Genomic DNA, 21,384 nt, shown 5'->3' with positions numbered 1-21,384 from the left:
CTACTCCGCCGCCATCGCCGGAGTGAACTGGTTCCGAAGACCCATCAGCCGCTCGCGGTTGTCGTGGTCCCACGGATGGAAGCTGGGGCGATACCAGGCCCAGTACTCGTTGGCGCAGCGACGGAAGAGGCCGGGCGTTCCGAACAGGAACCACAGCACCTTGGCGCGGGCCACGCCCGGCTTCATGCCGTCGGCGACCAGTAGGCTGGTGGCGTAGCGGGTGATGTTGCGGGTGAACATGATGCTGATCAGGATCATCACCCGGACACGCAGCTTGTAACGGCGCGCCGGCGTCCAGTCCTTGGTGACTTCCTGGAACACGTCGAAGGCCACGGCCTTGTGCTCGGTCTCTTCCAGGGCGTGCCACTGCCACAGGCGCTTCATCTCGGGGTCGGTATTCTCGAACAGGTCGTCCTCGCGCATGAACGAGTCGGCCATCATCGAGGTGAAGTGCTCCAGCGCGATGGTCGCGCCCAGCATGGCCATCGGCCCCCTGCCGCGCACCATCGCGGTGCGTTCGCGGACCTGGGCCTCGATCGCGGCGACCGGATAGCGGTCGCGGTCCAGGCCGCCGTTCATGGCCACGTGCTCGCGCGAGTGGATGGCTTCCTGCGTGATGAAGGCCTTGGCCTCGTCCAGGAGCTTGCCCGACAACTCGGGGCGGTAGTGGCGCACGGCGTCCATGAACAGCCGCTCGCCATCGGGGAAGGTGAGCGACAGGGCGTTGAACACCGCCGTGCCCACCACGTCGCCGCCCAGCCAGGCGCCCTTGCCGACGGCGCTGGTGTCGAAATGCAGGTCGCGGGGGATGACGGTGACATCGTCGGGAGTGCTGCGCGGCGTGGCCATGGCGTTCAATCCTGCGTCGGGATAGGGCTTGTCTATGCAAGCCTGTTCGTAGATTGGCCTTACCGACAAAAATGTCAATAGAGCATACCGACTGCCGCACCCGGCACCGCCGTTCGCCCGAGGCGTCGCGCGACAACATCCTGGCCGCCGCCGAGGCGATCCTGCTGGCCTCCGGCCCCCAGGACCTGAAGCTGGTCGAGGTGGCCAAGGGCGCCGGTGTGGCCAACGCCACCGTGCTGCACCACTTCGGTTCGATCGACGGCGTGCAGACCGCCCTGATGGAGCGGATGATCCGCCAGCTGGTCGATGACGTGCTCTCCATCACCGTGGCCGAGGGGCAGGGCGCGGCCTTTGCGGGGGAAGGCATGCGGGCCCTGTTCGACGCTTTCGAAGCCCGGGGCGCGGCGCGTCTGGCCGCCTGGCTGGCGCTGACCGGCGAGGCGGCGCGCATGACGGGCGTGCGGGGCGCGGTTCAGGAGGTGATCGATGCGCGCATCAGTCAGGTGGATGGCGTCTCGGCCGAGGTGATGGGCGACTTCATCCTGGGCTGCGTCACCTACGCCCTGGGGGTCGGCCTGTTCGGCGCACCGCTGGGCGAGCTGCTGGGCAAGCCGCCGGGCCGGGCGCGCGAAGTGGCCCTGGGCATTCTGCAGGCGCGACTGGACGCGGCGGCGCGCGGCGCCTAGAGGGCCGCGATCACCACGCGCATCAGCGGCGCCAGACGGATGTCGCCCGGCGCGGCGATGTCGATCCAGGCCATTTCCTCGATCTCGGCGCGCACCCCTATCTCGCCCTCGACCTGGGCCAGATAGGTCGCGGCCTTGACCGTGAAGCCGGCCTCGTTGGCGGCCGGGGCCTCGAAATGTCCCAGCAGATCCGCGCGGACCAGCTTGCAGCCCAGTTCCTCGTCGAGTTCGCGGGCGAGGGCGGTGAGGTCATCCTCGCCCGGCTCGCGCTTGCCGCCGGGCTTCATGAAGATCGCCGTGCCGCGCTTGCGAACCACCAGCATCCGCCCGGCGTCGTCGCGGATGACGGCGGTGACGATGTCGATGGTCGGCTGGGTCATGGACCCAGCCATAGCAGACGAGGGGATTCGCCTCAGCCGCCGACCGCCGCCAGCACGTGCTCGACCAGCAGCTTTTCGGAAATCCCGTGGGACCCGCGGACATTGAAGTTGGTGGTGGTGATCACCACCACCAGGTCCAAGTCAGGGATCACGATCACCTTGTTGCCGCCGCTGCCGTTCATCAGCCAGGCCTTGTGGCCGGCGAAGGTCTGCAGCCACCACAGATAGCCGTAGTCGGTTCCGGTGCGCGCCTCGGCGTGGGGTGCGACGGATGCCTTCACCCAGGCTTCGGGCAGGATCTGCTGGCCGTTCCAGCGCCCGCCATTGGCGTAGAGTTGGCCCAGTTTCAGCAGGTCGCGGCTGGTCAGGCCAAGGCCGCCGCCGCCCTGGGCCAGACCCGTGGGCGAGAACTGCCATTGCGGCTTCTCGATGCCCAGCGGGCCAAACAGCGCCTCATCGGCGAAAGCGGGCAGCGGCTTCTTCACGGCGCTCTGAACCACCGCGCCCAGTGTGGTGACGCCGGCGGTGCAGTAGCTGAAGCTACGGCCATAAGGGGCGTCGGCGGGCTTGGGCATCCAGGCCGGAAAGCCACGGATGGGCAGGTCGAGGTAGAATTTCGGCCAGTCCTCGATCAGGTACATGCGCTCCTCGTTGCCGCGCGAGAACGAGTTCTCGTCGTCGCATTCGAGCAGGGAGCTCATGGTCAGCAGATCCTCGATCGTGATCTTCGCCTTGCGCGGATCGGGGTTCTCGAGCGGCAGCCGGTCCTTCAGATAGGGCAGGATGGGGGCGGAAACGCTGGGGATCTTGCCGCGAGCGATGGCGGCCCCCGCCAGCATGCCGGTCACCGACTTGGTGACCGAGCGCGTGTTGCGGCGGGCGTCGGCGCCGCCGTCATCATAGTAGGACTCGGAGACCAGCTTGCCGTGGCGGGCGATCAGGACACTGGTGATCTGCTGGAAATCGCCCTTCCTGATCGCGGCCGACATGGCTTCCAGCCTTTCGGCTGAAAGGCCCTCTGTGGCCGGCGCGGCGGTTGGCCAGTCTTTGTCGGCGGCGAGGGCGGGAAGGGGTGCGGCCAGCATCAGGGCGGCGGCGATCAACAAAGGCTTCAAGTCGGGTACTCCTACGCTTGAGCTCCCGCTTAGCTAGCCTTGCGCGTTCCGTCTTGGACAGCGGAAACATCGGGGCGACGACGGCCGCACAGGCGCGCGAATTCGCCGGGGGTTACGCCATAGGCGGCGCGGAACTGGCGGTTCAGGTGGCTCTGGTCGCAGAAGCCGGCCTGAAGGGCGACTTCGCCGATGCCCGCGCGACCATGCATCAGCAGGTCGGCGGCTCGCTCCAGCCGGCGGACCCGCAGCCGGTCGCCCGGGGCGGCGCCGATCCAGCGTTGATAGCCGCGCGCCAGATGCACGCGGTGAACGCCGGCGGCGCGGGCGATATCGGCGATGCCGATCGGCTGGTCGAAGCTGTCGGCCAGAAAGCTCTCGGCGGTCTCCAGCCAGGCCGGGCGTTTCTGGCTTTCGCGTCGCGCCGGGATCATGGCCTCGGCGGCCAGCGCCAGGGCGTGGGTCTCCAGGTCGATCCGCTCGACGTCGCGGGACAGGGCGGCCCGGGTCAGGCGCAGGGCGGCCCCGACCGCGCGCGGCGACTGCAGGCGCAGGGCGTCGACAGCCGCGCCGGACTGGCTGGTCAGGTCGCGCCAGGCTTCGGCCTCGACACTGATCGCCAGGAACCAGCCGTCCACGCCCTCGAAGCGGTCGCGATGGATGACGCCGGGCGGGTTGAAGACCAGCACCGGACCCTCGGTCTCGTCGCCATGCGCGGTGGTCACGTACCGCCCGCGCGTGGCCAGCACGAAATGGGCGTCGTCGTGACTGTGCTCAGCCACCTGTTCGGGCGGGGTGGTGGCTGCCAGATGGGCGACGCGGGCGTCGGCCAGCTTATGCTCGACCGCGACGGCGCCGTAGAACCGGCCCGGGCTGAAGGCGGCCCGGGGCTGACTCACGAACCCAGCTTCTCGGCGGCCCAGGGCGCGAAATAGGTGATGATCCCGGCCGCGCCGGCCCGCTTGAAGGCGGTCAGGCTTTCGAGGATGGCGCGCTCCTCGTCGATCCAGCCGTTCATTCCGGCGGCCTTGATCATCGCGTACTCGCCCGACACTTGGAAGGCGTAGGTGGGCATGCGGAACTCGTCGACCAGGCGGCGCAGGATATCCAGATAGGGCATGCCTGGCTTGACCATGACCATGTCCGCGCCCTCGGCGATGTCGAGCGCGACTTCGCGGATGGCTTCCTCGGTGTTGGCCGGGTCCATCTGATAGGTCTTCTTGTCGCCCTGGCCGCCGGCCAGCTTGGCCGAGCCTATGGCGTCGCGGTAAGGGCCGTAGAAGGCCGAGGCGTACTTGGCGGCGTAGGACATGATCAGCGTGTCCTGGAAGTTGGCGCCCTCCAGGGCCGCGCGCAGGGCGCCGATCCGGCCGTCCATCATGTCGGAAGGGGCCAGGATGTCGGCGCCGGCTTCCGCCTGCATCAAGCCCTGTTCGATCAGGCGCTCGATGGTCGGGTCGTTGAGGATCCTGCCGCCCTCGACCACGCCGTCGTGGCCGTGATCGGTGAAGGGGTCCAGCGCCACGTCGCACATGATGCCGACCTCGGGGGCGGCGTCCTTCATGGCCTTGACGGCGCGGGGGATGACGCCGTCCGGATCGGCGGCGATCGAGCCGGTCGAGTCCTTCCGGGCCCCATCGATGTGCGGGAAGATGGCGATGGCCGGGATACCCAGGTCGCGGGCGCGCACGGCGGCCTTGGCGGCTTCCTTGACGCTCAGGCGCTCGACGCCCGGCATCGAAGCCACCGGGATCACGCCTTCGCCTTCATGCACGATCATCGACCAGATCAGGTCGGAGGGGCGCACCTCGGTCTCGCGGACCAGGCGGCGGGTCCAGTCGGCCTGGCGAACGCGGCGCAGGCGGGTGGCGGGATAGGGAGCGAGCGGGGGCGTGGTCATGGTCTAGGGTTTCGCGCGGTCGGGCGCGCGAGGCAAGGCGCCCAGGCCCTTAAATGGGCGCCTTAAGGGCTGACCGTGGACGCCATGACCGACGCCGCGTCGACCCGGGTCCAGATCTGCGACTTGCAGAGGATGCTGCCCAGCACGCAGCCCTTGGCGCGCAGCGTCTTGGCGTCCAGCACTTCGGCGGTGCCCGAGAAGGTCATGTTCAGGTCGGGGACGAAGACCTTGCCGCGCCAGGCGCCGTTCTTGTCGGGGGTGAAGTCCCGGAGGAGCCGCAGGCCGACGAGATTGGCCGAGCCGCCCTTGCGGGCGTCGGCCTTGGCGCGGGTGCTGGCCCAGACAACGACGCCGCAGGCGGTTTCACCGCAGTCCTTGATCTCGAGATGGACGCTGTTCTTGGGATTGCGCCAGACGCCATAGGTGTCCGCCGTGCTGGCCGCGTAAGCCGAAATCGGGGCCATGCCAAGGACCGCCGAGACCGCGACCACGGCGAGTTTAACGATATGCATCTAAACGGCGCCTCCAGAGGCCCGCAGGATTGGAGCCAGCCCGGAACATTAGCAAGGGGGCGCGCGTCTCACGCGAGGTCACGACGTGTAACAGCAGGTTTCGCTGGCGACGGCCGGAGGGGGAGAACCCGACCGTCGCCGCCGCGAAGGGACCTCAGGAATAGACGAAGCTGGCCTCGTCCAGATCGATGGCGGGAAGCGCGTCCTTTTCCGCCCAGTAGTCCTGGGTGTGGCGCCATTCGGGCTTGTCGCCGGCCTTTGGCAACAGGTGCATGCCGCGCATCAGATAGCCCGGATTGAAGTTTTCCGGATCGATCCAGCCGGACAGGGGCATGTCCTTGTCCTGTGGCCGCAGGGCGACCTCGACCTGTTTGGCGCCCTTTTCGTCCATGTGGGCCAGCAGTCGGCAGACGAAGTCGGCGATCAGGTCGGCGCGCAGGGTCCAGCTGGCGCGGAAATAGCCGAACACCCAGACCATGTTGGGCACGCCGGTGAACATCATGCCGCGATAGGTGACGGTGTCGGCGAAGGTCAGCGGCTTTCCGTCGACGACGAAGTCGATGTCGCCCAAGACGTTCAGGTTGAAGCCGGTGGCGGTGACGATGATGTCGGCGTCGAGGGTTTCGCCCGATTTCAGCAGCAGGCCGGTGGGGGTGAAGCGCTCGATCTCGTCGGTGACGACCGAGGCCTTGCCCGAGGCGATGCCCTGGAACAGGTCGCCGTCCGGCACGAAGGCGATCCGCTGGCGCCAGGGCCGGTAGCGCGGGGTGAAGTGCCTCGCGATGTCGAAGTCCTCGCCCAGGAAGGCCTTTACCCCCTCCAGCAGCTCTGCCTTGACCGCGTCGGGCTCGGCGATGGCGCGATGGGTGAACATCTCCTGGTCGAACAGGGCCTTGCGACGGACGATCTCGTGGATCCAGGTCTCGTCGATCTGCAGTTCGCGCAGGGTGTTGGCCAGGTCGTTCTCGTTGCGACCGGGCACGAAATAGGTCGGGGAGCGCTGCAGCAGGGTGACGTGGCCACAGTCCCCGGCGATGGCCGGCACCAGGGTGGCCGCCGTGGCTCCGGATCCGATGACGACGACTTTCTTGCCCTTGTAGTCGAGGTTTTCCGGCCACTCCTGCGGGTGGATGATCTGGCCCGTATAGTCGCTCATGCCCGGCCATTGCGGCGTGTAGCCCTGCAACTGGCGATAATAGCCCTGGCACATCCACAGGAAGTTGGTGGTGAAGCGTTGGGTCGCCCCGTCGCTGCGGGTGACCTCCAGGGTCCACAGCTTGTCCTGGCTGGACCAGCTGGCGCGGGTGATCCTGTGGCCATAGCGGATGTGGCGGGCCAGATCGTTGTCCTCGATCACCTCGCCCATATATTTGAGAATCTCGGCCGCGCTGGCGATCGGCGGTCCGACCCAGGGCTTGAAGCGATAGCCGAAGGTGTAGAGGTCGCTGTCGGAGCGGATGCCGGGATAGGTATGGCTGCGCCAGGTGCCGCCGAAGTCGCCCAGGGCTTCCAGCACGACGAAACGAGTGTCCGGACGCTGCCGGGTCAGATGATAGGCCCCGCCGACCCCGGATATGCCGGCGCCGACGATGATCACGTCGAAATGTTCGGTCGAGGACTGTTGCGGCGCTCTCTCGAGCGTGGAGGTGTCCGTCATGCGCGTCTTCCCTGGGCGGAAGACCCTGAGGTCCGCCGCGTGCCCTCGCCAAAGTCGACGCCTCTTCGGGCGTCTAACTGAACGCAGTAAACCTACACGCTGCCGCGAGGTTTGATCGGGATCAAGCGACTTGTTTCGACAGGCGGGGCGGGCGCGAGGTCAGGGTGTGCGCGAAGCTGGGCGGGACCGTGGTGGTCAGACGCCCCGGAAGTTCAGCTGGAGGCGCGGCTGCCGCCGGCGGTGACGGTGTCGACCCGGGTCCAGATCTGCGACTTGCAAAGGAGCTTGCCCAGCACGCAGCCCTTGGCGCGCATGGTGCGGGCGTCGATGAACTCGGCGGTGCCCGACAGGGTGACCTTCAGGGTCGGCACGAAGACCTTGCCGCGCATCGAGCCGTTGCCGACGGGTTCGAAGTCGCGCAGCAGCTGCTGGCCGATCAGGGTGTCGTAGCCGCTCTTGCGGGCGTCGGCCTGAGCCTTGGGGCTAGCATAGACGACCACGCCGCAGGTGCTGTCGCCGCAGCTCTTGATCTCGACCCGGACGTTGTCCTTGGGATTGCGCCACACGCCATAGCCTTCGCCGCCGGCATGGGCCGGAGCGGACGCGAGACCAACCAGCGCGGCGAGCGCGACAAAGAAAAGCTTGAGCTTACGCATGACGAAACGATGACGCCTCCGAGGGGCGTGATCTGATGTCAAAGCGAAGGGTTATCAAGAGGGCGAGGCGTTTGCGCTGCAGCACAACATGTAACAGAGGATTTCAGGTCACAGTTTCGTCGGGCGCGCTATCGTCGCGTCGCCGTTGACATCGCGGTCGCAGCGCGTCACGTCCAGCGGCAATGAAAGGCGAGGGCGGTTCTGCCTCGCATGGGAGGATATCGCGCATGGATTTCGCACTCAGCGACGACCAGATCGCCATCCAGGACGCCGCGCGCGCCTTTGCCGAGGGACAGCTTGCCCCGCATTCGGCGGAATGGGACGAGAAGAGGCACTTCCCTGTCGATGTGCTGCGCCAGGCCGCCGAGCTGGGTTTCGCGGGCATCTATGTGCAGGACGACGTCGGCGGCACGGGTCTGAGCCGCCTGGACGCCTCGATCATTTTCGAAGCGCTGTCCTACGGTGACGTGCCCACGGCCGCCTATCTGACCATCCACAACATGGCCTCGTGGATGATCGACCGGTTCGGATCCGAGGATCTGCGCCAGCGCTATCTGCCGCGCCTGACGACCATGGAGCTGATCGCCAGCTACTGCCTGACCGAGCCGGGCTCCGGGTCTGACGCCGCCAACATGCGCACCAGCGCCAAGCTGGAAGGCGACCACTATGTCCTGAACGGCGGCAAGGCGTTCATCTCGGGCGGTGGTGTTTCAGACGTCTATGTGGTCATGGCCCGCACCGGCGGCGACGGCGCCAAGGGCGTCTCGGCCTTCGTGGTCGAGAAGGGGGCGCCCGGCCTCACCTTCGGGGCCAACGAGCGCAAGATGGGCTGGAACAGCCAGCCGACCGCCCAGGTCAATTTCGACGACTGTCGGGTCCCGGTCGCCAATCGCATCGGCCAGGAAGGCGAGGGCTTCCGCTTCGCCATGATGGGCCTGGACGGCGGACGCCTGAACATCGCCTCCTGCTCGCTGGGCGGGGCCCAGTTCGCGCTCGACACCGCCAAGGCCTATCTGGAAACCCGCAACCAGTTCGGCCGCCCGCTGAAGGACTTCCAGGCCTTGCAGTTCAAGCTGGCCGACATGGCCACCGAGCTGGAAGCGGCCCGCCTGATGGTGCGCCGCGCCGCCCACGCCCTGGACAACAAGGACCCGCAGGCCACCAAGCTGTGCGCCATGGCCAAGCGCTTCGCCACCGACGCCGGCTTCCAGGTGGCCAATGACGCTTTGCAACTGCACGGCGGCTACGGCTATCTGCAGGACTATCCGCTGGAGCGCATCGTCCGCGACCTGCGGGTGCACCAGATCCTGGAAGGCACCAACGAGATCATGCGCGTGATCATAGCGCGCGAGATGTTTCGGCAGTAGAGCCACGCCAGCCCTTCGCCGAACCGGGATGCCCACGTGATCTATCTCTGCCGCCACGGCCAGACCGAGTGGAACCGCGAACGCCGTCTGCAGGGGCAGACGGAGGCCGACCTGACGCCCCTGGGCCGCTTGCAGGCCGCGGCGATGGCTGACCTGCTGGACGACTGGATCGCGCGGGACCCTGCTGCCGATTGGCGGATCGTCGCCAGCCCTTTGCGGCGAGCGCGCGACACCGCCCAAGCCATCGCCAATCGTCTCGGTCGCGAGGTCGAGTTCGACGACCGATTGATGGAGCTAACCGTCGGCGAATGGGAGGGGCGTCTCTATGCCGATGTGCATCGTGAAAATCCGGAGGCCTTCAAAAGCCCCGAATGGTTCTTCACGGCGCCTGGCGGCGAGACCTATGAGCAGGTCATGGCGCGGGTGTCCGATTGGCTGGCCGAGCAGGCGCCTGAGCCGGAACGGCGGCTGATCGTGGTCAGCCACGGCATCGCCGGCCGGCTGTTGCGGGGCGCCTATGCCGGCCTGTCGCGCGAAGACACCCTGGCCCAGGATGTGCCGCAAGACGCGCTCTATCGATTGCACGGCGGTCAGATTGATCGCCTGGACTGCGAACCCGTCGAGGAACCGGCATGCTGAACGATACGGCCGAAATCATTGTCCGCGTTCATAAAAACGTCGGCCGGATCACGCTCAACAGGCCCAAGGCGCTGCACGCCCTGACGCTGGGCATGTGCGAGACCATGATCGAGACCCTGCTGGAATGGCAGGCTGATCCCGAGATCGACATGGTCATGATCGACCACACCGGCGAGCGCGGCTTCTGCGCCGGCGGGGATATCCGCATGCTGGCCGAGAGCGGGGCGGGCGACGGCGTCGCGGCGCGCCAGTTCTTCCACACCGAGTACCGGCTCAATCACCTGCTCTTTACCTATGACCGTCCGGTGGTGGCGATCATGGATGGGGTGGTGATGGGCGGCGGCGTCGGCATCTCTATGCCGGCCCACTACCGGATCGCCACCGAGCGCACGACCTTCGCCATGCCCGAGACCGGCATCGGCCTGTTCCCGGACGTGGGCGGCGGCTGGTACCTGCCGCGCCTGCCGGGCAAGGCGGGCCTGTGGCTGGCCCTGACCGGCGCGCGGATCAAGGGCGCTGACTGCCTGCGTCTGGGGATCGCCACCCATTTCGTCGAGTTTGGCGCGGTCGAGGGCCTGAAGAAGGCGATCATCGCCGATCACCGCCGCATCGACGAGATCCTGAAGATGTTCCGCGCCGACGCCGGCAAGGCGCCGCTGGCCAGCATCGAGCAGGATCTGAACCGCCTGTTCGTGGGCGACAGCGTCGAGCAGATCTTCGAGTTCCTGGAGATGGACTCCAGCGACTGGGGCAAGGCCCAGTTGGCCGCGCTGAAGACCAAGTCGCCCCAGACCCTGAAGGTGGCCTTCCGGCAACTGGCGCTGGGCGAGGCCGCCGAGGACTTCGCCGAGCACATGGCGATGGAGTATCGCATCGGCGCCCGGGTCGTTCAGCGGCACGACTTCATCGAGGGTGTCCGCGCCGTGATTATCGACAAGGACAATGCGCCCCAATGGTCCCCGGCGACCCTGGACGGTGTGACCGAAGCGATGCTCGACGAAATTTTCGCGCCACTCGCGCCGGAAGATGAGTGGACGCCGCTGACGTAAGGGACGGCGTGCGCTAACCTGGGCGCAACAAGAACACCACCGGTCGGAAGGAATGCCATGCGTAAGCCGCTTCTCAGTCTCGTCGCCGTGCTCGGCCTCGCCGCGTGCGCCACGACGCCCATGGGACCGCCGCCTCCGCCCCCGCCGCCTTCGGGTCCTGTCGCCGTGGCCATTCCGGCCAACATCGCCGCCGCCGTTTCTGATCCCGCGCGCCCGGCCGCCGATATGGTCCGCGACGCCGATCGCCTGCCGGGCGACGTCCTGGCCTTCGCCGGCGTCAGGACTGGCGCCAAGGTCGCCGACCTCATCCCCGGCGGCGGCTACTTCACCCGTATCTTCGCCAAGGCCGTGGGTCCCAAGGGCAAGGTCTACGCCTATGTGCCCGACGAGCTGACCAAGCTGGCCAAGCGCGAGCCGGCGGTGAACGCCATCGCCCGCGATCCGGCCTACAAGAACGTGACGGTGCTGCTGAACACGCTGCCGAACTTCTCGGCTCCCGATAGACTGGATCTGGTGTTCACCGCCCAGAACTATCACGACATGCACAACAAGTTCATGGGGCCGGCCGACCTGGGCGCCGTGAACCGCGCGATCTTCCGCTCGCTGAAGCCGGGCGGCGTCTATCTGGTCATCGACCATTCGGCTGAGCCGGGTTCGGGCCTGCGCGACACCGAAACCCTGCATCGCATCGACTCGGCGGCGGTGAGATCTGAAGTGACGGCGGCCGGCTTCGTCTTCGAGGGCGAGAGCCGGGTGCTGCGCGACCCGGCCGACAAGCGCACCGCCAGCGTCTTCGACCCGTCGATCCGTGGCAAGACCGACCAGTTCGTCTACAAGTTCCGCAAACCGGCCAGCGCGCGATAGAGTCCGGCAACCATCCGGATTTCAACGATAAGAACCGCGCCCATGAGGCGCGGTTCGCATTTGGGAGCAGCAATATGACCCGCATCGCCTTCATCGGCCTGGGCAATATGGGCGGCGGCATGGCGGCCAACCAGGCCAGGGCCCAGCATCAGGTGAAGGCCTTCGACCTGTCGCCGCAGGCGGTCGAGCGGGCGGTGGCGGCGGGGTGCCATGCGGCGGGTTCGGTCGCCGAGGCGGTGGCCGACGCCGAGGTGGTGATCACCATGCTGCCGGCCGGCCCACATGTGCGAAGCGTCTATGGCGAGCAGATCCTGGCCCATGCGCCGAAGTCGGCCCTGCTGCTCGACTGCTCAACGATCGACGTCGAGAGCGCTCGGGCCGTGGCGAGCCAAGCCGTCGCCGCTGGCTTCCGCTTCGCCGATGCGCCGGTGTCGGGCGGCATCATGGCGGCCGAGGCCGGGACTCTGGCCTTCATGGTTGGCTGCGACGCCGCCGATTTCGCCGCGGTCGAGGCGGCGCTGGCGCCGATGTCGCGCGTCACCATCCACGCTGGCGACCATGGGGCGGGGCAGGCGGCCAAGATCTGCAACAACATGCTGCTGGGCGTCTCGATGCTGGGAACCTGCGAGGCGTTCGCCCTGGCCGAGAAGCTGGGCCTGGCCGCCGACCGATTCTTCGAGATCGCCAGCAAGTCGTCCGGCCAGTGCTGGTCGGTCTCGACCTACTGTCCCGTACCCGGAGTGGGTCCGGCCACGCCCGCCGATCGCCAGTATGAAGGCGGCTTCGCCACGACGATGATGCTCAAGGACCTGAAGCTGGCCCAGGACGCCGCCGCCAAGGCCGGCGCCTCCACGCCCATGGGCGCCCAGGCCGAAGCGCTCTACGCCCTGTTCGACGCCAATGGTTTTGGGGGCAAGGATTTCTCGGCCGTGATCCAGATGCTGCGCGGCCGTCTCGCCGAGCTTGGCTGACGCGGGCTTGACCTGGATCAATGTGACAAAAAGCCTATTTCTTAAGCGTAAGTAATCGTCCCTATGTGGACAGCGGCGGCCCGTGCGTGCGAAACGCGGGGTATCGAGAAGGGACCGGCGGTCCGGCGGTCTTGTCCGTCTGGCGGTCGAGTAAGAAGACCATGGACTATAAAACCGCGTTCAGCGCCGCGATCGGCCAGATCCGTGAAGAAGGCCGCTACCGGGTATTTGCTGACCTGAAGCGCCACCGCGGCGCCTTCCCGCGCGCGACCTGGACGGGTCCTGACGGCGGCGAGAGCGACGTCGTGGTCTGGTGCAGCAACGACTATCTGGGCCAGGGCCAGAACCCGGTGGTGCTGGACGCCATGCACGCCGCGATCGACCAGCACGGCTCGGGCTCGGGCGGCACCCGCAATATTTCCGGCACCAACCATCACCATGTCGAGCTGGAGGCGGAGCTCGCCGACCTGCACGGCAAGGATGCGGCGCTGCTGTTCACCTCGGGCTATGTCTCGAACGAAGCCAGCCTCAGCGTGCTCTACAAGATCCTGCCGGGCCTGATCATCTTTTCCGATGAGCAGAACCACGCTTCGATGATCGCCGGCATCCGCAACGGCGGCGGCAAGCGGCACATCTTCCGCCACAACGATCTGGCGCACCTTGAAGAACTGCTGGCGGCCGCGCCCGCCGACGCCCCCAAGCTGGTGGCGTTCGAGAGCGTCTATTCGATGGACGGCGATATCGCCGACGTCGGCGCGACGGCGGCCTTGGCCAAGAAGTACGGCGCGATGACCTATCTCGACGAGGTCCACGCGGTCGGCATGTACGGTCAGCGCGGCGGCGGCGTCGCCGAGCGCGACGGCGTCATGGACCAGATCGACATCATCGAAGGCACCCTGGGCAAGGCCTTTGGCGTCATGGGTGGCTACATCACCGGTGACGTCGAAGTGGTCGACGCCATCCGCCTGATGGCTTCGGGCTTCATCTTCACCACCTCGCTTCCGCCGGCCCTGACGGCCGGGGCCCTGGCCAGCGTCAAGTGGCTCAAGCAGCATCCCGAGGTGCGTGAAATGCACCAGGAGCGCGCCCAGGCCCTGAAGGCCATGTTCAAGGCCGCCGGCCTGCCGGTGATGGAAAACGACAGCCACATCGTGCCGGTGATGGTGGGCGACCCCAATCACACCAAGATGATCAGCGACATGCTGCTGGCCGAACACGGCGTCTATGTGCAGCCGATCAACTATCCGACCGTGCCGCGCGGCACCGAGCGCCTGCGCTTCACGCCGACGCCGTTCCACACCGACGACATGATGCGCAAGCTGGTCGGCGCCATGGAGCAGTTGTGGGCGCACTGCAACGTGGCCCGCATGGGCGGCTACGCCGCCTGATCGGGTCGGGAGGGGGCTAAAGCCCCCGCCGAACGCCCTTGCCCAATCCGATCTGCTTGGCGAAATCCGAGCGCCGCGCCGCATAGGCCGGAGCCACCATCGGGTAGTCGGCCGGAAGACCCCATTTGCGGCGGTATTCCTCGGGGCTCATATTGTAGTGCGAGCGAAGATAGCGCTTGAGCATCTTCAGGCGTTTTCCGTCTTCGAGACAGACGATGTAGTCGTGCTGGACAGAGCGTGAGACGGGAACAGCGGGCTTGGTCTTCTCGGCGGCCCGCAGCGGCTCGCCGCCATTGAGGGTCGACAGCGCCCCGTGAACGGTGCGGATCAGCTCGGGAATGACCGACTGGGCGACGGTATTCTGCCCGACATAGGCGGCTACGATATCGGCGCTGAGCGCCAGAAGGTCGGGTGATTGTCCGTCGTTCAAGCCTGCATCCCCGCTTTGCGCCGTCATCGGTAATCGCCTCATGATTGTTACAGTCGTCGGGCGGGGGCGGACTCATCGCCCCGGCAGGCGACGAACGCGCAACTTTCTCCGAGGTTCCGAGATTGATCGCGGCGCGAAGGCCGTTAAAGAAGGCGCCACTGACTCCCCGCAGTGTCTGGAGACCGCCCATGACCGCACCAGCTTCCACCCTGACCGCCTTCTTCGGCGCGGACCTCGCCACGGCGGACCGCGACATCTTCGATCGGATCGGTCTGGAGCTGGGTCGTCAGCAGAACCAGATCGAGCTGATCGCCTCGGAGAACATCGTCTCCAGGGCCGTGCTTGAGGCGCAGGGCTCGATCCTGACCAACAAGTACGCCGAGGGCTATCCGGGCAAGCGCTACTACGGCGGCTGCGAGTTCGTCGACGAGATCGAGCTCATAGCCATCGAACGCGCCAAGCAGCTGTTTGGAGCCGGCTTCGCCAACGTCCAGCCGCACTCGGGCTCGCAGGCTAACCAAGCCGTGTTCATGGCCCTGCTGCAGCCCGGCGATTCTTTCCTCGGCATGGACCTGGCCGCCGGCGGCCATTTGACGCACGGCAGCCCCGCCAACCAGTCGGGCAAGTGGTTCAAGCCGGTGTCCTACACCGTGCGCCAGCAGGACCAACTGATAGACTATGACAACGTGGCTGAGGTGGCCGAGCGCGAGAAGCCCAAGCTGATCATCGCCGGCGGCAGCGCCTATAGCCGCGAGATCGACTTCGCCCGCTTCCGCCAGATCGCCGACAGCGTCGGGGCCTATCTGATGGTCGACATGGCCCACTTCGCGGGCCTGGTGGCCGGCGGCGCGTATCCCAGCCCGATCCCGCACGCCCATGTGGTCACCACCACCACCCACAAGACCCTGCGCGGCCCGCGCGGCGGCATGGTGCTGACCAATGACGAAGCGATCATCAAGAAGGTCAATTCGGCGGTTTTCCCTGGCCTGCAAGGCGGCCCGCTTGAGCATGTCATCGCCGCCAAGGCCGTGGCCTTCGGTGAAGCGCTGCGTCCGGAGTTCAAGGCCTATGCCCGGCAGGTGATCGCCAATGCGCGAGCCCTGGCCGACGCGCTGGGCAAGTCGGGGGTCAACATCGTCTCCGGCGGCACCGACAGCCACCTGATGCTGGTCGATCTGCGGCCCAAGGGCGTGACCGGCCGCGACGCCGAGCACAGCCTCGAGCGCGCCAACATGACCTGCAACAAGAACGGCGTACCGTTCGACACCGCGCCGTTCACGGTCACCTCGGGCATCCGACTGGGCACGCCGGCCGGCACGACCCGCGGCTTCGGCGAAGCCGAGTTCACCAAGGTCGGTGAGTTGATCGGCGAGGTCATCAATGGCCTGGCGGCCAACGGCGCCGAGGGCAACAGCGCGGTAGAGTCGCAGGTGCGCGAGCAAGTGCTGGCCTTGACGGCGCGCTTCCCGATCTACAACTAATAGATTCGATTGAGCCGGGGAGGGCCAGATCATGCGCTGCCCTTTCTGTGGTCACGCCGAAAGCCAGGTCAAGGACAGCCGCCCGTCGGAAGACGGCGCGGCGATCCGGCGTCGCCGCGCCTGCCCTGAATGCGGCGGACGCTTCACCACCTTCGAGCGGGTTCAGCTGCGCGAGCTGACGATCCTCAAGCGTTCAGGGCGGCGCTCGCCGTTCGATCGCGAAAAGCTTGTGCGCTCGATCGCCCTGGCCACCCAGAAGCGTCCCGTCGACGCCGAGCGCGTGGATCGGATGATCAACGGCATCGTCCGACAGCTGGAAAGCATGGGCGAGACCGAACTTCCGTCATCGACGGTGGGCGAAATGGTCATGAAAGCGCTGAAGGCTCTCGATGACGTGGCCTATGTCCGCTACGCCTCGGTCTATCGCGATTTCAAGGAAACTAGCGATTTCGCAAAGTTTCTGGGCGAAGAAGGCCTGAGCGACGTCGCGGATGAAGAAGTATAGGCGCATTCTGTAACGATTGCGGCTGAGTCTGTTGGCCACGCGCCTGCGCCGGCCCTGGAGTTCGAGTTAGATGATGGAAGAGAAGATCCGCCTGCTGATCGTGGAGGGCCGAAGCTATTCGGGCATCTCCGACGAGCTGCTGCGCGGAGCCGCGCAGGCGATCGAGGCCTATGGCGCGGACTATGACGTCATCACCGTTTCCAGCGCGCTGCAGATCCCGGGCGCCGTGGCGATGGCCGAAGAGGCCGGCCACCGTCCTGTCGGCGTGCAGTATGACGGCTATGTCGCCCTGGGCTGCGTGATTCGCGGCGAGACCTATCATTTCGAGATCGTCGCCAACGAGACCGCGCGGGGTCTCCAGGATCTGTGCATCGGCAAGCGTCTGGCCATCGGATTTGGCGTGTTGACCGTCGATGAGGAAGACCAGGCCTGGACGCGCGCCAGGGTCAGCGAAGGCGATCGCGGTGGCGCGGCCGCCAAGGCCTGCCTCGAGACCGTCGCCCTCAAGCGCCAATTGCTGGGGCAGACCCGATGAGCAAGAACCGGATCCAACCGCGTTCGGTGGCCCGTCTGGCCGCCGTTCAGGCGCTGTATCAAATGGAAGTCTCGGGGGTCGGCGTCGACGCCGTGGTCCGTGAATTTTCCGAGCACCGCTTCGATCGCGACGTGGACGGCCAGCAGATGGCCGCCGCTGACGAGACCTTCTTCGCCGAACTGGCCAAGGGGGTCGTGGACAAGCAGGGCGAGGTCGACCAGGCCATCGTCAAGCGTCTGGCCTCGGGTTGGCGTCTGGAACGCCTGGACGCCACCGCGCGCGCGGTGCTGCGGGCCGGGGCGTTCGAGCTGATCCATCGCCGCGATGTTCCCACCGAGGTCGTCATCGACGAGTATGTCGAGATCGCCAAATCGTTCTTCGAAGGACCGGAGGCCGGATTCATCAATGGCGCCCTCGACGCGATCGCCCGCGATGCACGAACCTGACGCTGACGACGACTGGTTCTCGGATGACGGCCCGTCGGAACCGGCGGTTGAGCCGGCCAACGAGTTCGACCATATCGCCCGTCTGCTTCGCCCGCTGACGCGCGGCGATCCTGTCGCCCTCGACCTGATGGATGATGCGGCGGTGCTGCCCTCGCGCATCGACCACGACCTGGTCATCACCAAGGACGCCATGGTCGCCGGCGTGCATTTCCTGGCTGGCGAGGACCTGGACCTGGTGGCCAAGCGGCTGCTGCGCACCAACCTGTCGGACCTGGCGGCCAAGGCCGCTGAACCCTACGGCTACTTCCTGGCGATCGGCTGGCCATCGGGCACGACCGTCGAGGATCGCGAGACTTTCGCCCGCGGCCTGGCCGAGGACGGCGAACTCTACGATATCAATCTTCTGGGCGGCGACACGGTCACCACCTCCGGCGCCCTGGTGGTTTCGGCCACTTTCCTGGGCTGGGTCCCCGCCGGCGACGCGGTGCTTCGGCGCGGCGCACGGGTCGGCGACCGCCTGATGGTCAGCGGCACGATCGGCGACGGCTGGCTGGGCCTGCTGGCTCACTGGGGTGAAGTCGAGGATTTGGACGGCAGTCTGGTCAGCAGCTATCGTCTGCCCCCGCCGCGCCTGAGCATTCGCGACGCCCTGCGAGCCTACGCCCGGGCCGCCGCCGACGTGTCCGACGGACTGCTGGCTGATGCGGCCCATGTGGCCAAGGCCAGTGGCCTGAGGGTCATGGTGGACCTTGATCGTCTGCCGTTGTCGCCCGGCGCTCGCAACTGGCTCAGCGCGCAGCCGGAAGCCGGCGAGGCGCGGATGTCCCTGGCTTCGGGTGGCGATGACTATGAAATCGTCTGCGCCGTCGATCCCACCGACGTCGCCGCCTTTCAGGCCGCCGCCATGGCCGCAGGCGTTCCCGTGCGCGACATCGGCGAGTTCGTGGAAGGCGAGGGGATCTGCGCCCTGTTCAAGGGCAAGGATATCACCCCCGAGCGTCTCGGCTGGCTTCACGGGTAGTAAAACCTCAAGCCTTGGCGGGTATAGAGGGCGCATGATCGCTCGTTCCGTCCTTACGCGCCGCTTCCTGATCGCCACAGCCCTGCTGGCCGTTGCGGGTCCTGCACTGGCCAGTGGACCGCCGAAGAAGAAGGAGGGCGAGGCCGCCGCGCCGGACCCGACGATCAAGCTTCAGCCCATAGCCATTCCGATCATCGTCGATGGCAAGCTGCTGAACTACATCTTCGTCAACATGACCCTGAAGATGGCCCCGACGGTCCCCGTGACCGCGATGGAAGGGCAGGAGCCTTTGCTTCGAGACGCTGTCGTGAAGGCCGCGCACCGCACGCCGTTCACCGCGTCCGACACCTATGTCGAGGTCGACGCCGTCAAGCTCAAGGCCGTCGTGATGCGCGAGGCCGCTACCCTGGTCGGCAAGGGCAAGGTGGCTTCGGTCGAGATCACCAAGCAGATCGCCCGCAAGCAGATCCCGCATCCGTCCGGCCCCAAGCGCGCCGCGGCCCCTGCGTCTGACGGCCATTCCGCGCCGGCCGCAGCCCACCACTAGATCGCTTCGAACAATTGTTTCACCTGCTCGATGGCCCTTTCGGCCACGGGTTGCGCACGCTTGTCCCATTTGGCACTGTCCACGCCTTGGCGCGCCGTGCGCGTCAAGACAGGGAGCATCGAGGGGGCACGAGGCCATAAGGCCCACCCGTCGATCCGAACGACCTCTTGATCATGGTCAAGGCGTCCAAGCCGGATCGGCGTCCCTCTCGTGATTGGAAGCGCGAAGGGGCAATTTACGGATGAGTTCTTGGCTTATACTGGCCATAGCGGCCGGGCTGCTGGCGGTGCTGTATGGCGCTGTCCAGACGGCCAGCTTGATGCGGGCCTCGGCCGGCAATGCAAAGATGCAGGAGATCGCCGCGGCGATCCAGGAAGGCGCTCAGGCCTATCTGAAGCGCCAATACACCACCATCGCCATGGTCGGCGTGGTGGTCATCGCCCTGCTGACCTTCTTCTTTAAATCCTGGGAACAGCCCGTCGGCTTCGCCCTGGGCGCGATCCTGTCGGGCGCCGCCGGTTTCGCCGGTATGCTGATCTCGGTCCGCGCCAATGTGCGCACCGCCCAGGCCGCGTCCGAGAGCCTGGCCAAGGGCCTGTCGATGGCCTTCACCTCCGGCGCCGTCACCGGCATGCTGGTGGCCGGCTTCGCCCTGATCGGCGTAGCGGGCTATTTCGCGTTGCTGACCGGTCCTGGCGGCTATGCCGGCACCGACCGCGTGGTGGTCGACTCCCTGGTTTCGCTGGGCTTCGGCGCCAGCCTGATCTCGATCTTCGCCCGTCTGGGCGGCGGTATCTTCACCAAGGGCGCTGACGTGGGCGGCGATCTGGTGGGCAAGGTGGAAGCCGGCATTCCGGAAGACGACCCCCGCAACGCCGCGACCATCGCCGACAACGTCGGCGACAATGTCGGCGACTGCGCAGGCATGGCCGCCGACCTGTTCGAGACCTATGCGGTGACCACGGTCGCCACCATGGTCCTGGCGGCGATCTTCTTCCGCGGCACCGAAGCGGTCACCGCGATGATGCTGCTGCCGCTGGCCATCTGCGCGGTCTGCATCGTCACCTCGATCGTCGGCGCGTTCTTTGTCCGCCTGGGCAAGAGCCAGAACATCATGGGCGCCCTCTACAAGGGCCTCATCGTCACGGGCCTGCTGTCGATCCCGGCGGTCTGGTACGTGATCCACCAGCTGGTTCCCGCCGCCGTCACGGTCGGCGACCAGACCTTCGACGCCAACAGCCTGTTCTATTGCGGCCTGGCTGGCCTAGCCGTCACCGCCCTGATCGTGATGATCACCGAATACTACACCGGCACCAACTTCCGTCCGGTCAAGTCGGTGGCTCAGGCCAGCGTCTCGGGTCACGGCACCAACGTGATCCAGGGTCTGGCCATGTCGCTGGAATCCACGGCCCTGCCGGCCCTGACCATCATCGTCGGCATCGTGGTGACCTATAATCTGGCCGGCCTGTTCGGCATCGCCATCGCCACCACCACCATGCTGTCCCTGGCCGGCTTCATCGTCGCCCTGGACGCCTTTGGTCCCGTCACCGACAACGCCGGCGGCATCGCCGAAATGGCCGGCCTGCCCAAGGAAGTCCGTGTCACGACAGACGCCCTCGACGCCGTGGGCAACACCACCAAGGCCGTCACCAAGGGCTACGCCATCGGTTCTGCCGGCCTTGGCGCCCTGGTGCTGTTCGCCGCCTACACCGAAGACCTTAAGTTCTTCTCGGCCAACGCCGCGCCGGGCAGCTTCTTCGAGGGCATGGGTCCTGTCACCTTCGACCTGTCCAACCCCTATGTCGTGGTCGGCCTGCTGTTCGGGGGGCTGCTGCCCTTCCTGTTCGGCGGCATGTCGATGACCGCCGTCGGGCGCGCCGCCGAGGCCGTCGTGGCCGAGGTGCGTCGCCAGTTCCGCGAGAATCCGGGCATCATGACCTATGAGGTCAAGCCCGAGTACGGCAAGGCGGTCGACATCCTGACCAAAGCCGCGATCCGCGAAATGATCGTACCCAGCCTGCTGCCGGTGGTTTCGCCGGTGGTGCTGTTCTTCGCGATCCAGGCGATCGCCGGCAAGGTCGACGCGTTCGCCTCGCTGGGCGCCATGCTGATGGGCGTGATCGTCACCGGCCTGTTCGTCGCCATTTCAATGACCAGCGGCGGCGGCGCCTGGGACAACGCCAAGAAGGTGATCGAGGAAGGCTTCACCGACAAGGACGGCGTCCTGCACACCAAGGGTTCGGAGGCTCACAAGGCCGCCGTCACCGGCGACACCGTCGGCGACCCCTACAAGGACACCTCGGGTCCCGCCGTGAACCCGATGATCAAGATCACCAACATCGTGGCCCTGCTGCTGCTGGCGGTCCTGGCCCACGGCGTCTGATCCAGA

At 66.7% G+C, this 21,384-nt stretch carries 23 protein-coding genes; 14 read left to right on the top strand and 9 right to left on the bottom strand.

The features are described 5' to 3' along the window. Complete coding sequence (locus tag ACW17V_RS12045; protein WP_492105362.1) at positions 1 to 849, bottom strand: metal-dependent hydrolase; 849 nt, start codon at positions 847 to 849, stop codon at positions 1 to 3. Between the two features lie 71 nt (positions 850 to 920). On the opposite strand from ACW17V_RS12045, the gene ACW17V_RS12040 reads away from it, so the two are divergent. Beyond that, positions 921 to 1,535: a TetR/AcrR family transcriptional regulator gene (locus ACW17V_RS12040; RefSeq protein ID WP_492105361.1), complete on the top strand. Its 615-nt coding sequence runs from the start codon at positions 921 to 923 to the stop codon at positions 1,533 to 1,535. Here ACW17V_RS12040 and ACW17V_RS12035 read toward each other — a convergent pair. The 7 genes from ACW17V_RS12035 to ACW17V_RS12005 all read right to left on the bottom strand — a co-directional run bounded on the left by ACW17V_RS12035 (position 1,532) and on the right by ACW17V_RS12005 (position 7,752). Then, the gene (locus tag ACW17V_RS12035; RefSeq protein ID WP_492105360.1) at positions 1,532 to 1,915 is read right to left on the bottom strand and encodes an NUDIX hydrolase; all 384 of its coding nucleotides are present in this window, start codon (positions 1,913 to 1,915) and stop codon (positions 1,532 to 1,534) included. The genes ACW17V_RS12040 and ACW17V_RS12035 overlap by 4 nt on opposite strands. Positions 1,916 to 1,947: 32 nt before the next feature. Further along, positions 1,948 to 3,030, bottom strand: coding sequence for a serine hydrolase domain-containing protein (locus ACW17V_RS12030; protein ID WP_492105359.1), 1,083 nt, complete (start codon positions 3,028 to 3,030; stop codon positions 1,948 to 1,950). 29 nt (positions 3,031 to 3,059) lie between these two features. Next, positions 3,060 to 3,926, bottom strand: coding sequence for a helix-turn-helix transcriptional regulator (locus tag ACW17V_RS12025; RefSeq protein WP_492105358.1), 867 nt, complete (start codon positions 3,924 to 3,926; stop codon positions 3,060 to 3,062). Then, positions 3,923 to 4,927: a porphobilinogen synthase gene (hemB, locus tag ACW17V_RS12020; RefSeq protein WP_492105357.1), complete on the bottom strand. Its 1,005-nt coding sequence runs from the start codon at positions 4,925 to 4,927 to the stop codon at positions 3,923 to 3,925. Before hemB ends, ACW17V_RS12025 begins: the two co-directional genes overlap by 4 nt. 62 nt (positions 4,928 to 4,989) lie before the next feature. Then, positions 4,990 to 5,439, bottom strand: a complete 450-nt coding sequence (locus ACW17V_RS12015) for a DUF2147 domain-containing protein (RefSeq protein WP_492105356.1) — start codon at positions 5,437 to 5,439, stop codon at positions 4,990 to 4,992. A 154-nt stretch (positions 5,440 to 5,593) separates the two neighbouring features. Beyond that, complete coding sequence (locus ACW17V_RS12010) at positions 5,594 to 7,096, bottom strand: flavin-containing monooxygenase (RefSeq protein ID WP_492105355.1); 1,503 nt, start codon at positions 7,094 to 7,096, stop codon at positions 5,594 to 5,596. A 212-nt stretch (positions 7,097 to 7,308) separates the two neighbouring features. Next, complete coding sequence (locus tag ACW17V_RS12005) at positions 7,309 to 7,752, bottom strand: DUF2147 domain-containing protein (protein ID WP_492105354.1); 444 nt, start codon at positions 7,750 to 7,752, stop codon at positions 7,309 to 7,311. A 182-nt stretch (positions 7,753 to 7,934) separates the two neighbouring features. On the opposite strand from ACW17V_RS12005, the gene ACW17V_RS12000 reads away from it, so the two are divergent. From ACW17V_RS12000 to hemA, 6 genes are all read left to right on the top strand, one after another. Next, entirely contained in the window at positions 7,935 to 9,119 is a 1,185-nt protein-coding gene (locus ACW17V_RS12000) for an isobutyryl-CoA dehydrogenase (RefSeq protein ID WP_492105353.1), read from the top strand. A gap of 36 nt (positions 9,120 to 9,155) precedes the next feature. Then, positions 9,156 to 9,758, top strand: a complete 603-nt coding sequence (locus tag ACW17V_RS11995; RefSeq protein WP_492105352.1) for a histidine phosphatase family protein — start codon at positions 9,156 to 9,158, stop codon at positions 9,756 to 9,758. Continuing rightward, the gene (locus tag ACW17V_RS11990) at positions 9,752 to 10,807 is read left to right on the top strand and encodes an enoyl-CoA hydratase/isomerase family protein (RefSeq protein ID WP_492105351.1); all 1,056 of its coding nucleotides are present in this window, start codon (positions 9,752 to 9,754) and stop codon (positions 10,805 to 10,807) included. Before ACW17V_RS11995 ends, ACW17V_RS11990 begins: the two co-directional genes overlap by 7 nt. A 57-nt stretch (positions 10,808 to 10,864) precedes the next feature. Beyond that, a complete protein-coding gene (locus tag ACW17V_RS11985; RefSeq protein ID WP_492105350.1) occupies positions 10,865 to 11,671 on the top strand; it encodes a class I SAM-dependent methyltransferase in 807 nt (268 codons plus the stop codon). 74 nt (positions 11,672 to 11,745) lie between these two features. Beyond that, the gene (gene mmsB / locus ACW17V_RS11980) at positions 11,746 to 12,642 is read left to right on the top strand and encodes a 3-hydroxyisobutyrate dehydrogenase (protein ID WP_492105349.1); all 897 of its coding nucleotides are present in this window, start codon (positions 11,746 to 11,748) and stop codon (positions 12,640 to 12,642) included. 161 nt (positions 12,643 to 12,803) lie between these two features. Further along, positions 12,804 to 14,030, top strand: a complete 1,227-nt coding sequence (hemA, locus tag ACW17V_RS11975; RefSeq protein ID WP_492105348.1) for a 5-aminolevulinate synthase — start codon at positions 12,804 to 12,806, stop codon at positions 14,028 to 14,030. 16 nt (positions 14,031 to 14,046) lie between these two features. Here the strand turns inward: hemA and ACW17V_RS11970 are convergent, their stop codons facing one another. Continuing rightward, on the bottom strand, positions 14,047 to 14,487 hold the full coding sequence (locus ACW17V_RS11970) for a Ros/MucR family transcriptional regulator (RefSeq protein WP_492105347.1): 441 nt from the start codon (positions 14,485 to 14,487) through the stop codon (positions 14,047 to 14,049). Positions 14,488 to 14,648: 161 nt separating this feature from the next. On the opposite strand from ACW17V_RS11970, the gene glyA reads away from it, so the two are divergent. The 7 genes from glyA (at position 14,649) to ACW17V_RS11935 (ending at position 21,378) form a co-directional block, all read left to right on the top strand. Continuing rightward, positions 14,649 to 15,941 carry a serine hydroxymethyltransferase gene (gene glyA, locus ACW17V_RS11965; RefSeq protein ID WP_492105346.1) on the top strand — a complete coding sequence of 431 codons (1,293 nt, stop codon included), beginning with the start codon at positions 14,649 to 14,651 and terminating at the stop codon, positions 15,939 to 15,941. A gap of 31 nt (positions 15,942 to 15,972) precedes the next feature. Then, positions 15,973 to 16,446, top strand: a complete 474-nt coding sequence (nrdR, locus tag ACW17V_RS11960) for a transcriptional regulator NrdR (protein ID WP_492105345.1) — start codon at positions 15,973 to 15,975, stop codon at positions 16,444 to 16,446. A 70-nt stretch (positions 16,447 to 16,516) separates the two neighbouring features. Continuing rightward, complete coding sequence (ribH, locus tag ACW17V_RS11955) at positions 16,517 to 16,981, top strand: 6,7-dimethyl-8-ribityllumazine synthase (RefSeq protein WP_492105344.1); 465 nt, start codon at positions 16,517 to 16,519, stop codon at positions 16,979 to 16,981. Continuing rightward, positions 16,978 to 17,427, top strand: a complete 450-nt coding sequence (gene nusB / locus ACW17V_RS11950) for a transcription antitermination factor NusB (RefSeq protein ID WP_492105343.1) — start codon at positions 16,978 to 16,980, stop codon at positions 17,425 to 17,427. The genes ribH and nusB overlap by 4 nt, the downstream gene beginning before the upstream one ends. Continuing rightward, on the top strand, positions 17,387 to 18,448 hold the full coding sequence (gene thiL / locus ACW17V_RS11945; protein ID WP_492105342.1) for a thiamine-phosphate kinase: 1,062 nt from the start codon (positions 17,387 to 17,389) through the stop codon (positions 18,446 to 18,448). The genes nusB and thiL overlap by 41 nt, the downstream gene beginning before the upstream one ends. Positions 18,449 to 18,482: 34 nt before the next feature. Beyond that, positions 18,483 to 18,995 (top strand): hypothetical protein, encoded by a 513-nt coding sequence (locus tag ACW17V_RS11940; RefSeq protein WP_492105341.1) that lies wholly within the window; start codon positions 18,483 to 18,485, stop codon positions 18,993 to 18,995. Positions 18,996 to 19,236: 241 nt separating this feature from the next. After that, positions 19,237 to 21,378 carry a sodium-translocating pyrophosphatase gene (locus tag ACW17V_RS11935; protein ID WP_492105340.1) on the top strand — a complete coding sequence of 714 codons (2,142 nt, stop codon included), beginning with the start codon at positions 19,237 to 19,239 and terminating at the stop codon, positions 21,376 to 21,378. Positions 21,379 to 21,384 lie beyond the last annotated feature (6 nt).

Source organism: Caulobacter sp. FV2ye17ST (genome assembly GCF_058680955.1).
This window is presented reverse-complemented; position numbering and strand designations above follow the sequence as displayed.

Bases quoted from the DNA above. Each gene is read 5' to 3' on its own strand.
- ACW17V_RS12035 (WP_492105360.1), bottom strand. From the start codon at position 1,915: ATGACCCAGCCGACCATCGACATCGTCACCGCCGTCATCCGCGACGAC.
- ACW17V_RS11940 (WP_492105341.1), top strand. From the start codon at position 18,483: ATGATCGCTCGTTCCGTCCTTACGCGCCGCTTCCTGATCGCCACAGCC.
- nrdR (WP_492105345.1), top strand. From the start codon at position 15,973: ATGCGCTGCCCTTTCTGTGGTCACGCCGAAAGCCAGGTCAAGGACAGC.
- hemA (WP_492105348.1), top strand. From the start codon at position 12,804: ATGGACTATAAAACCGCGTTCAGCGCCGCGATCGGCCAGATCCGTGAA.
- nusB (WP_492105343.1), top strand. From the start codon at position 16,978: ATGAGCAAGAACCGGATCCAACCGCGTTCGGTGGCCCGTCTGGCCGCC.
- thiL (WP_492105342.1), top strand. From the start codon at position 17,387: ATGGCGCCCTCGACGCGATCGCCCGCGATGCACGAACCTGACGCTGAC.
- ACW17V_RS11970 (WP_492105347.1), bottom strand. From the start codon at position 14,487: ATGACGGCGCAAAGCGGGGATGCAGGCTTGAACGACGGACAATCACCC.
- ACW17V_RS12005 (WP_492105354.1), bottom strand. From the start codon at position 7,752: ATGCGTAAGCTCAAGCTTTTCTTTGTCGCGCTCGCCGCGCTGGTTGGT.
- ACW17V_RS12040 (WP_492105361.1), top strand. From the start codon at position 921: ATGTCAATAGAGCATACCGACTGCCGCACCCGGCACCGCCGTTCGCCC.
- mmsB (WP_492105349.1), top strand. From the start codon at position 11,746: ATGACCCGCATCGCCTTCATCGGCCTGGGCAATATGGGCGGCGGCATG.
- ACW17V_RS12010 (WP_492105355.1), bottom strand. From the start codon at position 7,096: ATGACGGACACCTCCACGCTCGAGAGAGCGCCGCAACAGTCCTCGACC.
- ACW17V_RS11990 (WP_492105351.1), top strand. From the start codon at position 9,752: ATGCTGAACGATACGGCCGAAATCATTGTCCGCGTTCATAAAAACGTC.
- ACW17V_RS12015 (WP_492105356.1), bottom strand. From the start codon at position 5,439: ATGCATATCGTTAAACTCGCCGTGGTCGCGGTCTCGGCGGTCCTTGGC.
- ACW17V_RS12045 (WP_492105362.1), bottom strand. From the start codon at position 849: ATGGCCACGCCGCGCAGCACTCCCGACGATGTCACCGTCATCCCCCGC.
- ribH (WP_492105344.1), top strand. From the start codon at position 16,517: ATGATGGAAGAGAAGATCCGCCTGCTGATCGTGGAGGGCCGAAGCTAT.
- ACW17V_RS11935 (WP_492105340.1), top strand. From the start codon at position 19,237: ATGAGTTCTTGGCTTATACTGGCCATAGCGGCCGGGCTGCTGGCGGTG.
- ACW17V_RS12000 (WP_492105353.1), top strand. From the start codon at position 7,935: ATGAAAGGCGAGGGCGGTTCTGCCTCGCATGGGAGGATATCGCGCATG.
- hemB (WP_492105357.1), bottom strand. From the start codon at position 4,927: ATGACCACGCCCCCGCTCGCTCCCTATCCCGCCACCCGCCTGCGCCGC.
- glyA (WP_492105346.1), top strand. From the start codon at position 14,649: ATGACCGCACCAGCTTCCACCCTGACCGCCTTCTTCGGCGCGGACCTC.
- ACW17V_RS11985 (WP_492105350.1), top strand. From the start codon at position 10,865: ATGCGTAAGCCGCTTCTCAGTCTCGTCGCCGTGCTCGGCCTCGCCGCG.